The organism is Geminocystis sp. NIES-3708 (genome assembly GCF_001548095.1).
In the GTDB taxonomy this organism is placed as follows: domain Bacteria; phylum Cyanobacteriota; class Cyanobacteriia; order Cyanobacteriales; family Cyanobacteriaceae; genus Geminocystis.
Window position 1 is genome coordinate 653,503 of sequence record NZ_AP014815.1, and the last position, 12,286, is coordinate 665,788.

The window sequence follows — 12,286 nt, forward strand, 5'->3', positions numbered from 1 at the left end:
AAATGTCATAATGAAAGTTAAAGACGTGCTAAAACGATTAAAAAAAGATGGATGGTATCAAGTGAGAATGCGTGGGAGTCATCGATTTTTAGCTCATCTTCAAAAAAAAGGTATTGTAGTAGTTCCGGGTAAACTAAGTAATGATATACCGATTGGAACATTAAACGTTATTTGGAAACAAGCACAATTAGAAGACGAAATATGAAACAATATGTAGTAATCTATGAAAAAGGAGAGACAAATTGGGGAGCGATTGTACCCGACTTACCCGGTTGTGTGAGTATTGGGGATACTTTTGAACAAGTTCAAGAAAATATCAAAGAAGCCATCTCTGTTTACTTAGAAGTTTTGGTAGAAAGAGGAGAAACAATCCCTCAACCTCAAACTCAAGTAGGATTTGTGGAAATAGCGGCTTAATTTGTTGATGGCATAAGTTTCATTGTTGATTATGTTAAGTATTCAAAATCTAACTAAATTTTACGGCAAAAAAAAGGTTTTAAATGATTTTAATTTACAGATTAATGCTGGAGAAATTTATGGTTTATTAGGGGTAAATGGGGCTGGAAAAACCACTACTATTAATCTTATTTGTGGTTTATTAACTCATGATTCAGGAGAGATACTTATTAATAATAATAAATTAACTCAAAAATCTAAGTATATATTAGGAGTTGCACCTCAAGAAAATTTACTTTATAGTCAGCTTAGTTGTGAAAAAAATTTAGCTTTTTTTGGCAAGATTTATGGCTTAAAAGGCACTCAATTAAAATCTGCTATTTATGAGAGTTTAAAAGCAGTTAATTTATTAGATAAAAAAAACGAAACTGTCGCCAATTTAAGCGGTGGAATGCAACGAAGATTGAATATTGCCCTCGCTTTAGTACATCATCCTTTATTACTGATTTTAGATGAGCCTACCACGGGTTTAGATATCGAATCTCGTTACGAAATTTGGCAGTTAATTCTTAGTTTAAAACAAGAAGGAATTACTATTTTATTAACAACTCATTTACTGGATGAGGCTGAAAAGTTATGCGATCGCATTGGTATAATGAAAGAGGGGAAAATTATCGTTGAGGGTAGTTTAAATCAATTAAAAAAAATAATTCCTGCAAAAGAGCTTATCTTAATTGAAAGTGAAGAGGAGGAAAAAGTAATTTTAAAAGGAGAAAAACTAGGTTTTAGTCATCGTTATTATCAAGGAGAATTAGTTTTTTTTATGGATAAATCTTTTCAATTAAGTGAAATTATTAATCTTTTTGAAGGAATTAATATAACGTCTATTACGAAAAAAAATATTAACTTAGAATATATCTATTTAGAAGCAACAAAACAATTACAAATCAATAATTAATTATTAATTTTTTTCTGCCATGCTTTGACTAATCTAATTTCGTCATAAGTATAATTATCCCCTAATTTATCTTTAATTACTTTTAAGGGTTGATTCCCTAATTGATGAATTATATTTAAGATTTTTTTCTGCTTTTCAATATTAACGAATTTGTCTAAATTTATGGGTTGTTTAAGTTCGATTAATTCAGCGAAATGACTCATAATAGTGCTTATTGTTAATCCTCTTTCTTTAGCAATTTCTGTTACGGTTAAATTTTGTTGATATAATTGTAAAGTTTTCATCTGAGTATGATTAGGTAAGTTAGTAGGCAAAATTTCTTGATGACAAAAAGCTAATATTTCCCTTAAAAATTTATCCCCATATTTTTGTAATTTATACTCAGTTACCCCCGATAATTTACTTAAAGTTTCTAAAGTTTTTGGTTGTATTTGTGCCATAATTTTTAGAGTTGAATCACCGAAAATAACGTAAGGTGCAATATTTTCTTTATCTGCTAATGTTTTTCTTAATTTTTTAAGTCTTTGCAATAATAACTCAATTTCTAAGGCTTTAGGGTTAAATTCAGTTAGTCTTTTTTCAATACTATTATTTTCAACAGCAATTTTTACCTGTTTTTTTAGTCGTAATATTTCCCAACTTTCTTTATTTAATTTTAAAATTCGATAACTATCATTAGTCTGATTCAATAAACCTTGATATATAAGAGATTTTCCTAAATATTCCCATTGTGTAGAAGTTTTATCTTTACCGATGCCATAGGTTGATAATAAATGATGTCCATATTTATAAATTTTTTCTGCCCTTGAGCCCCTTAGAATCTCTATTATATGTTTAATACCAAATTTCTCTTCCACACGAGCAATACAAGATAAAAATTTTTGAGCTTCAATTGTCCAATCTTCAATTTCTTTTGGATTTAAGCAATTATCACAACCATCACAATCACCTTTAAATTTTTCGCCAAAATAACCTAATTGTACGATTCGACGACAATAATTTGTTTCTGCATATTCGATTACTTTTGTTAATTGTTGATAAGCTATTTTTTGCTCTTGTAAATTACTTTTTTGTTTGATGAAATAATCAATTTTATACTTATCATTAGGGTTATATAATAATATACATTTAGATGGTTCACTATCTCTCCCCGCCCTTCCTGATTCTTGATAGTAACTCTCAATATTACGAGGTAAATCATGATGAATGACAAAACGCACGTCTGGTTTATTAATGCCCATGCCAAAAGCAACCGTTGCCACCATGATTCTCACATCATCCCGAATAAAACTATTCTGATATTGCGATCGCATTTCATCATTTAAGCCTCCATGATAGGGTAAAGCAGAAATACTATCTTCCCGAAGACGAGATGCTAAATCCTCAGTTGTCTTACGAGCAAAACAATAAATAATTCCTGAACCTTCTAAATGCTGAATGAGGTTTAAAACTTGTTGATAAGTGCGTTTTTGCCGTGGTTGCACTTCATAATAAAGGTTGCTACGATTAAAGCTAAAACGATGAATAGCAGGATTTTTGAGATTAAGCTGAGAGATGATGTCCTTTTGTACTCTTGTTGTTGCCGTTGCCGTTAAAGCCATGAGGGGAATATTAGGGAAGCGAAAACGTAGCTGTCGCAATTGACGATATTCTTGACGAAAATCATGTCCCCATTCAGAGATACAATGAGCTTCGTCCATAGCAAAAAAGGAAATACCAATAGTAGAAACGATACTATTCAAAAAATCTTGGAATCTTTCACTAACTAACCTTTCAGGGGCGAGGTAAAGTAATTTGATTTTCCCCGATAAAATATTTTGCTCTCGGCGACGCACCTCCTGAAAATCCAGAGTACTATTAAGAAAAGTCGCCCCAATACCATTATCTTGCAAAGCGGTAACTTGATCTTGCATTAAGGAAATAAGAGGAGAAACAACGATGGCAATACCTTTTTTAAGCAATGCTGGAAGTTGAAAACAAAGGGATTTTCCTCCACCCGTGGGCATTATAATCAATAAATCACGATTAAGAAGGGCTTGGTTTATAATTTCTTCTTGTCCATCACGAAAACTATCATAACCGAAATATTGCTTTAATGATTGTTGTAAAGAAGCCATTAGCAATGAATAATGAACAGTTAATAATCGAATAATACAGTATCTAAGATATGGATGATCTACGATTACTGAGTCTAAAATCTTTTTTTAAAGTGAGTTACGGCTGTTAAAATCTAAACTTTATTCTTGTTAGGCAGTTGTCGTACAATAAGTATTCTTAACACGAGCAATGACTTTAAATCTCATTTGATTAACATTCAGGATATTGCATAATCAGTGATTTATGAATTGTTAATTGTTAATTGTTGATTGTTAATTATTCTAAGCCAATTTCGCTACTGCGTTTATATTGACGATAAGCCGCGACAAATAAGCCAATGAGAGTGACAGGAATTAAGCCTAAAACGATTCCAAGTAACAAAGGTTCAATCATTTATTTTCTCCAGTGTGTAAATTTATTAATTTATTTTAAAATTTTTCCATTTCCTATGCTATCAAAAAAAGGCTATCAGAAACTTACTCAGATAAGTTTGATATTTTGTAGCCTTAATAAATCTATGGGTTCTACTATACTTGATAGTTTATAGCTAATATAGTTTTTAAATTCTTAATGTAATAATAGCATTTATGGGAAAAAATGTTGCAAAATGTTAATTAAGTAAACCAAAAGTTAATAATGAGTCAGTGAATAACCAGTTATTAGAAAAAGATCTAAATTATACCGAAACAAAAAAGACGACGATAAGCCTTCTAACGGTGATCATAATCTTGATCTTGAGCATAATAGTATGGTGGTTAATACCAACAAAAGATCCTTACATACAAGAGGTATTTTCATTTAAGGGTAACATTGAACGAGGAAATGCTATTTTTCAAGTAAATTGTGCTGGTTGTCATGGTATTAATGGTAACGGAAATGTTGGACCTAGTTTAATAAATGTTTCCAAACATAAATCTGAAGTACAAATTATTAATCAAGTCATTAGCGGTAAAACTCCACCGATGCCTAAATTTCAACCTTCTACAGAAGAGATGGCAGATTTACTCACTTACTTAAATCAATTTTCACAACCATGATTTTTTTGTAAAGAAAACATTGAAGATTGCTAAGGTGTCATGAATATCAATCTTAAAAATTTTTCATTACCCATTCTAAATTGTTCATTGTTTAATGACATTTTGTTAAAAAAGATTAATAATTGATCACAGATAACTAATAAATGATGTAAGATGCAGCCAACTGACCCAAATAAATTTACTGAAATTGCATGGGATGCCATTGTCAAATCACAGGAAATTTGTCGTAATTTAAAAAATCAAAATTTAGAAGTAGAACATTTAATATTAGCTCTATTAGAAGAAAACACCATCGCCACAAAAATTTTTACTCAAGTCAACATCGATTTAAATCGATTAGATAAACAACTACAAATGTTTGCCACTCGTCAACCGAGAATTTTTAGTGTAGAGCAATTGTACTTAGGTCGTAGTTTAGATTTGATGCTTGATAGGGCAGAAAATTGTCGAGAAAGTTGGCAAGATGAATTTATAGGTATTTCTCATTTATTAGTTGCTTTTGCAGAAGATCAACGTATTGGTAAAAAAACTCTTAAAAGTTTCAATCTCGATCCTCAAGATTTTGAAATCAAAGTCAAAGATTTTAAGCTCAAAATTGAGAAAGAAGAAGCTCAAACCACAGAGCCTGAAGAAACAACAGAAAAAGAGCCTTCTTTAACTAAATTTGGACGAGATTTGACGGAAGAAGCCAAAGCTGGAAAACTTGATCCTGTTATCGGCAGAGACGATGAAGTTAGACGTGTTATTCAAGTACTTTCAAGAAGATCTAAGAATAATCCTGTACTAATTGGAGAACCGGGAGTAGGTAAAACTGCGATCGCCGAAGGTTTAGCCCAGAGAATTGTTAACGGGGATGTACCAGAATCTTTAAAAAATCGTCAATTAATTTCCCTTGATATGGGTAGTTTAATCGCAGGGGCGAAATATCGAGGACAGTTTGAGGAGAGATTGCGCTCGGTATTAAAAGAGGTTATCAACTCCGATGGACAGATAATTTTATTTATTGACGAGTTACATACCGTAGTTGGTGCAGGTTCGAGGGAAGGCGGTGCAATGGATGCTAGTAATCTGTTAAAACCTTTACTTGCTAGGGGTGAATTGCGTTGTATCGGGGCGAGTACTCTTGATGAATACCGTAAACATATTGAAAAAGATCCTGCCCTTGAAAGACGTTTTCAACAGGTGTATATCAAGCAACCGAGCGTAGAAGATACCATCTCCATTTTACGGGGTTTAAAAGAGCGTTACGAAGTCCATCACGGCGTAAAAATTACCGATTCTGCTTTGATTGCCGCCGCAACTCTTTCTCATCGTTATATAACTGGACGATTTTTGCCTGATAAAGCCATTGATTTAGTGGATGAAGCCGCCGCTAAATTGAAGATGGAAATAACCTCTAAACCCGTTGAATTAGAAGTACTTGATCGACGTTTGATGCAGTTGCAGATGGAGCAGTTATCATTACAAGGAGAGGAAAAAAATGATAAATCGGCACAGGATAATTTAGAGCGCATCACCACAGAAATTGATGATTTACAAATTAAACAACGGGAATTATCTTCTCAGTGGCTCATCGAAAAAGAATTATTAGACGAAATTCATGCTTTAAAAGAGGAAGAAAAAGAGCTAAGATTGCAAGTTGAACAAGCTGAAAGAGCCTATGATTTAAACACGGCGGCACAGTTAAAATATGGCAAACTAGAGACATTACAGCAAGATATTGAGAGTAAAGAAGCGAAATTGCTCGAAATTCAGTCTCAAGATAATGCCATGCTCAGGGAAGATGTCACGGAGTCTGATATTGCCGAAATTGTGGCAGGATGGACAGGAATCCCCGTTAATCGTCTCTTGGAAACCGAGCGTCAAAAACTCCTCGAATTAGAATCTCATTTGCACGATCGAGTTATTGGTCAAAATGAAGCCGTAGCCATCGTTTCTGCCGCTATACGCCGTGCTAGAGCTGGAATGAAAGATCCCAGTCGTCCCATCGGTTCATTCCTGTTTATGGGGCCTACAGGTGTGGGAAAAACAGAATTGGCAAGAGCTTTAGCGGCCTTTTTGTTCGACTCTGAAGAGGCAATGGTACGCATAGATATGTCTGAATACATGGAGAAACACGCAGTTTCAAGGTTAATTGGAGCGCCTCCGGGTTATGTTGGTTATGAGGAAGGAGGGCAATTATCGGAAGCCATACGCCGTCGCCCCTATTCTGTGGTACTTTTAGACGAAGTAGAGAAAGCTCATCGTGACGTGTTTAATATCCTTTTACAAGTGTTAGACGATGGCCGAATTACCGATAGTCAAGGGCGTGTGGTGGATTTTCGTAATACTATTATTGTCATGACTTCTAATATCGGTAGTGAGTATATTTTGAAGTTGGCGGGGGATGATAAAAATTATGAGGTGATGAAAGATAAAGTGTTACTTGCCTTAAACAAGCATTTTCGACCTGAATTTCTGAATCGCATCGATGACCTAATTATATTTCATGGATTGAAAAAAGAAGAATTGCGGAATATTGTTAGCTTACAGCTTGTGAGGTTACAAAAACTACTAGCAGAACAAAATATTACCATTGAATTAACCCCAGAAGCACAGGATTATATTGTTGATGTAGGCTATGATCCTACTTACGGGGCTCGTCCATTAAAACGGGCAATACAAAGGGAATTAGAAAACCCATTGGCTACGAAAATTCTTGAAAATACTTTCACTGAAGGAGATAAAGTGATGGTGACTTTTGAGAATGATCGATTAGTATTTAATAAAAGTTTGGATAGTTAAATATATAATTCCCCTAATTGGGGAACTTTTAAAACTCACAATACTCAAAGTAGTTCCTATCTCTACATTTATAAATAGTTATTTAATTTATGAAAATAAAAAATCTGAGTATTTTTAAACAAGCAGAATTTACTATCGGTTATTAAACTTCCATCATCGCACGAGAAATAAGACTTCTGGCGATCGATTGTGTACCTGTATGTTCAAAATAATTAGTTGACATATCAAGAAAAGCGGCAACATAATCTAATTTATCTTCGGAAAATTCTACAAATTTACTCAGATTTTTCATAACTTCATTTTGGGTTATATTATGACTACTAACAAAACCAATCATCCAAGTTTTTACGGCTTCAAAACTATTATTAATAAATATTAATTTTCCCTCAGAATTACTACCCGGAATTAATTTACTAACACTAGAAAATCCTGCATTATTATTTAATTCTTGAGCAGAAAGATTGTTTAAAGTTGACTCTACTTTGATGATAAAATCAGCTCCAAAAGGCACTAAACCATCAATACAAATTAAGGCAGCCATGCGCATTAATGCGTCAGATTCATATTCTTTTAATGCCGCCACAAAATCGCCGATGCTATCTCCGGGTAAGCCGTTGATTTGACAGAATGCGACTATTTCTACTACTAATTTTATGGCTAAATCTAAGGCTTGGGCTTTTTCATTATTGGGAGTTAAACGATTAAGAAAACCTAACAAGGCTATTTTCGAGCCAACTTTATTGGCTAATGCCGCAGCCCCTAAAGCGTAGTCAGCTTTATCAACGGTTTGATATAACCATAAAGCATTTTGATAGCCTTGAGTTTTATCGTTAAATAACCATACCGCACGATCGCCAATTTTTTGGATGAATTCTTCATCAGTTTCTCCAGTGACTTCTCGAATCATTTGCTCAAAGTTAGTTACATTATGCCATTTTCCGGGTATAGCAAAATCAAGGGCATTTAATACCATCGTAGTAACGTTATTTTGAGGTAAATTATCGACTAATTCAAATATTGATTTACTCATTTTCTTATTCTTATTTTTAATAATTTGTTTTGTGATTTAATGAACAATTTTACCGGTTATTTTAGTTTAGAAAGACCGTTAAGATCAAATTTACTTAACCATTCTTTTCTATCTTCAATCGTAAAATTATTATTACTAGATCTGACACTTACTTGATAACGATCTCCTACCAACACTGCTGTATTATTAGAGCCTTTTTGTAGGGCAGGAAAACCATTAATATTATCAGTAGAATTTTTAAAATCTTCTTTTGCAGAAGGATTACTGATAGTATCAAAAATAGCTAAAGTTGCTAAATCTTCACCATTTTTCTTTAATTTAGCTTGAACAAATCCTGCTTTTTCTTGGGTAAATACTCTTTCATATTCACCGCTATCGGGAGGGAAAAATTGATTAAAACTAGCTCCTTTTATTGCTTTTTTATCAACAGCAATATTTTTATTACCTTGGGCAGTACTTTCTTGTTGTGCTTGATCAAAACGAGAAGGTGGCTCGGTAGCACAGGATGATAAAAATAATAAGGAAAATAAACAAAAAGAGATTATGAAACGAGAAATTCTTTGATTTTTCATCTTTAATTTGTTATTAGTAAAAAAAGCTACAAAGTTATTTTAACTTCAGGTTATTATGGTAACAAAAAAACTCCCCTAGTTTGAATCATAAGGGGAACTAAAATTTTAAACTCAAAATTTTGATAAAACTTAGATATAAACAAAAAGGTTATTAAACTGCCGCTTCAAAAGCAACTCCTTCTAATCGGAATTGAGGGAAATTAGCTAGAATACTATCTCTTTCTTGTTGTCCTACAAATAGATAAGTACCGGGTTGTTCGGTATTTTGGAAACGGTAGAAATCAACTCCTTTACTTGCGTTACCATCATAAGCATAAAAAGCAATACCTTCTTCTTTAAAATTGGGGAAGTTTTGACGAATGCTTTGACTTTCTGTTTCTCCCGCAAAAAAATAAGTACCGGGTACACTTGTATTTTGGAAACGATTAAAGCGAATTAAATCATCATTGGGTTGAACAGCCGCTTTAAAAGCCGTACCTTCTAGCCGAAAATTAGGGAAGTTTTGAAGAATACTTTGAGTTTCTTGAGGTCCTGCAAATAAATATGTACCAGTTCGATCTTTATTTTGAAAACGAGTAAAAGGAGTGGTAAGAAGTTCATCAGATGTATCAGGAACATTAGTAATACTCAAACTAACATTGCTAAAAGTATCAGGAGTCGCCCCAACGGTAGTATCATCGACATTGATTCTTACCTGATATTGATTTTTAGCTTCAAAGTCTGGACTTACACCAGTATAAAATAACTGAAATCCATTGAGGCTAAAACTACCCGCATCTTTACTAGTTAAGGAAATTGCTTATTTTTAAATTCAATAAATTTAGTTATCGATAAAATTTTTTCTTGCTCTGTGAAATCTTTTTTGGCAGAAAATTTATTATTTTTACCTCAAGAAATAGTATTAGTTTTTGATAATTTATTAACTCGACTATCAGCTTTAGAAATACAAATAATTATGTTGATGAGTAAAGAAAATAATTTTTTTACTTTCAAACAAATACAAAATTCTTTACCCTTTTCTTCCTCAGAAATTATTAATGGCATACTCTCTTTAGATAGGCGTTATTTAGTTCAAGAAAAACAAAAAAATGGGATTAGTTATTTTTCGTTAGATTTATTATTTAAAGAGTATATAATAAACTTTTTATAGAATTGAGATTGTTAAGGATAAACTACTGATAAAATTTCTATGATAAAATGAAAGATAAATTAGATATAAAATCTTTTTGGTGGCAGTGGCGAGGTGTTTGGATTACAGCACCTTTGGTTTCTTTGCTGATTATTCTTGCTCGTTATTTTGGCTTATTTCAACCCTTAGAATTATTTGCTTTTGATCTTTTTCTTAAAATGCGATCGCCTCAACCTCAAGATGATAGAGTTGTCATTGTGGGCATAGGAGAAGAAGATGTAGAAAAAATCGGTACGGCTTTAATTTCCGATGAAATTTATGCAAAGTTACTCAAAAAACTACTGGATTATCAACCCGTCGCCATTGGTTTAGATGTTTATCGAGATGTACCCATTCCACCTGGTACTGATGAACTAAAAAAAATATTTGAAAATAACAACAATATCATTGGCATTGAGAAAATGGTGGGAAAAACAAGACAATATCGAGTCAAACCTTCACCGATTCTTAAAGCTAAAAATCAAATAGGTTTTAATGATATAATTGCTGACAAAGATAATAAAATTCGTCGTGCTTTATTAGCTTTACCTAGTGAAAAAGCTTTTAGTTTAGGAATGTATTTGGCATTATTATATTTAGAAAGAAAAAATATTACCTTAGAAACCAATGAAAAAAATGATTTTTGGCGTTTGAAAAATACAGTTTTTATTCCCTTAGAAAGTAACGATGGTGGTTATAGTAATGCAGATAGTGGTGGCTATCAAATTCTGCTTAATTATAGAGGTAGTGTTAATCACTTTGAGACAGTAAATTTATTTGATGTTTTAGATAATAAATTACCATCAAATTGGGGAAAAGATAAAATTATTTTAATCGGTTTTGTTGGCGAAAGTTTCCAAGATGTTCACCCTACTCCTTATACTAGCAGACCTGATCAACGAATGTCTGGAGTAGAAATTCATGCTAATATAATTAGTCAAGTTATTAGCAGTGTATTAGATGATCGACCATTATTTAAAATATGGTCAAAAAATCAAGAAAATATTTGGATTATAATATGGACAATAATCGGGGCAACTATTATTTGGAAATTTAGGAAAGCTAATAATTTTTCTAAGGGATTTATTATTTTTATAATTGCCGAAATATTTTTGATAATTATCGTTTATGTTAGTTTTTTATCTAACTGGTGGATACCTTTAATTCCTCCTCTAATGGGTTTAATTAGTGCGGCGGGAAGTATTACAATTTATACAGCAAGAAATGCCTCAAAAATTCGTCATACTTTTGGACGCTATTTAAGTGCGGAAATTGTAAATATTTTACTAGAAACACCAGAAGGAGTAAAATTGGGCGGAGAAAGACGCACTATTACCATTCTTACCTGCGATTTACGAGGTTTTACTGCTGTTAGTGAATCATTACCTCCTGAAGAAGTGGTAAAAATTCTTAACTATTATTTAGGATTTATGGCGAACATTATTACTGAATATCAAGGTACTATAGATGAATTTATGGGAGATGGTATTTTAGTTTTATTTGGTGCACCAGTGATGCGAAAAGACGACGCAGACAGAGCAATTGCCTGTGGTTTAGCCATGCAATTAGCCATGGAAGAAATTAACAAACAAATGACATTATGGGGATATTCGCCCTTAAAAATGGGTATCGGCATAAATACAGGAGAAGTGGTTGTAGGTAATATTGGCTCAGAAAAAAGAACTAAATATGGTATCGTTGGCAGTGAAGTTAACTTGACTTATCGTATTGAATCTTATACAAAAGGTAGAGAGATTTTAATATCAGAAAAAACCTTAAATATTTTACAATGTAAAGTCGAAATAGCAGAAACAAAAAGAGTTTCTCCGAAAGGGGTGAAAGAACCAATTAATATTTATAAAATTATAGGAATAGAAGGAAATACTTCTTTATTTTTACCCGAACCAAAGGAATCATTTATTACTTTAGATAAACCATTACAGATCAAATATTGTTTGTTGAGTGAGAAAGATGTTACCCAAATTAATTATGTCGGAATCATCAATAAAATTATTATCAAAGACATCGAAAAAGGAGCGCAAATAAGTTTAATTTCAGAACAATTTTTCTTGCCTCAAGCTTTAGATAACTTAAAAATAAATTTAATTGACTATCCTTATTGTGATGATATTTATGGTAAAGTTATTACTGTTGATCCTAACAATAATTGTTTTCAACTTTATTTCACTTATTTATCTGCATCTACGGAAAAAATTATGATACCCACAGATAAATAACTTAGAT

General features: G+C 32.4%; 12 protein-coding genes. 7 read left to right on the top strand and 5 right to left on the bottom strand.

From position 1 onward, the window contains the following. Positions 1–10 precede the first annotated feature (10 nt). The 3 genes from GM3708_RS02715 to GM3708_RS02725 are packed head-to-tail and all read left to right on the top strand — an operon-like array spanning position 11 to position 1,354. Positions 11–205 (top strand): type II toxin-antitoxin system HicA family toxin, encoded by a 195-nt coding sequence (locus GM3708_RS02715; protein ID WP_066343914.1) that lies wholly within the window; start codon positions 11–13, stop codon positions 203–205. After that, positions 202–417 carry a type II toxin-antitoxin system HicB family antitoxin gene (locus GM3708_RS02720; protein WP_066343916.1) on the top strand — a complete coding sequence of 72 codons (216 nt, stop codon included), beginning with the start codon at positions 202–204 and terminating at the stop codon, positions 415–417. Before GM3708_RS02715 ends, GM3708_RS02720 begins: the two co-directional genes overlap by 4 nt. Positions 418–448: 31 nt before the next feature. Further along, complete coding sequence (locus tag GM3708_RS02725) at positions 449–1,354, top strand: ABC transporter ATP-binding protein (protein WP_066343918.1); 906 nt, start codon at positions 449–451, stop codon at positions 1,352–1,354. Here GM3708_RS02725 and recQ read toward each other — a convergent pair. After that, the gene (gene recQ, locus GM3708_RS02730) at positions 1,351–3,471 is read right to left on the bottom strand and encodes a DNA helicase RecQ (RefSeq protein WP_066343920.1); all 2,121 of its coding nucleotides are present in this window, start codon (positions 3,469–3,471) and stop codon (positions 1,351–1,353) included. The two genes, GM3708_RS02725 and recQ, sit on opposite strands and share 4 nt — an antisense overlap. 256 nt (positions 3,472–3,727) lie before the next feature. Continuing rightward, entirely contained in the window at positions 3,728–3,844 is a 117-nt protein-coding gene (gene petG, locus GM3708_RS02735) for a cytochrome b6-f complex subunit V (RefSeq protein ID WP_066343921.1), read from the bottom strand. A gap of 341 nt (positions 3,845–4,185) precedes the next feature. Here petG and GM3708_RS02740 point away from each other — a divergent pair, with 341 nt between their 5' ends. Together GM3708_RS02740 and clpB are read left to right on the top strand one after the other, a co-directional pair. After that, positions 4,186–4,488, top strand: coding sequence for a cytochrome c (locus GM3708_RS02740; protein WP_315862619.1), 303 nt, complete (start codon positions 4,186–4,188; stop codon positions 4,486–4,488). A gap of 153 nt (positions 4,489–4,641) precedes the next feature. Continuing rightward, entirely contained in the window at positions 4,642–7,272 is a 2,631-nt protein-coding gene (gene clpB, locus GM3708_RS02745) for an ATP-dependent chaperone ClpB (protein WP_066343923.1), read from the top strand. Positions 7,273–7,414: 142 nt separating this feature from the next. Here the strand turns inward: clpB and GM3708_RS02750 are convergent, their stop codons facing one another. From GM3708_RS02750 to GM3708_RS02760, 3 genes are all read right to left on the bottom strand, one after another. Further along, on the bottom strand, positions 7,415–8,302 hold the full coding sequence (locus GM3708_RS02750; protein WP_066343927.1) for a hypothetical protein: 888 nt from the start codon (positions 8,300–8,302) through the stop codon (positions 7,415–7,417). A gap of 56 nt (positions 8,303–8,358) precedes the next feature. Then, complete coding sequence (locus GM3708_RS02755) at positions 8,359–8,874, bottom strand: hypothetical protein (protein WP_066343932.1); 516 nt, start codon at positions 8,872–8,874, stop codon at positions 8,359–8,361. Between the two features lie 151 nt (positions 8,875–9,025). After that, the gene (locus tag GM3708_RS02760; protein WP_066343934.1) at positions 9,026–9,505 is read right to left on the bottom strand and encodes a hypothetical protein; all 480 of its coding nucleotides are present in this window, start codon (positions 9,503–9,505) and stop codon (positions 9,026–9,028) included. 219 nt (positions 9,506–9,724) lie between these two features. Here GM3708_RS02760 and GM3708_RS02765 point away from each other — a divergent pair, with 219 nt between their 5' ends. Both GM3708_RS02765 and GM3708_RS02770 read left to right on the top strand, forming a co-directional pair. Continuing rightward, entirely contained in the window at positions 9,725–10,024 is a 300-nt protein-coding gene (locus GM3708_RS02765) for a hypothetical protein (RefSeq protein WP_066343936.1), read from the top strand. Positions 10,025–10,071: 47 nt separating this feature from the next. Continuing rightward, positions 10,072–12,279: a CHASE2 domain-containing protein gene (locus tag GM3708_RS02770; RefSeq protein ID WP_066343937.1), complete on the top strand. Its 2,208-nt coding sequence runs from the start codon at positions 10,072–10,074 to the stop codon at positions 12,277–12,279. The last annotated feature ends 7 nt before the right edge of the window (positions 12,280–12,286 follow it).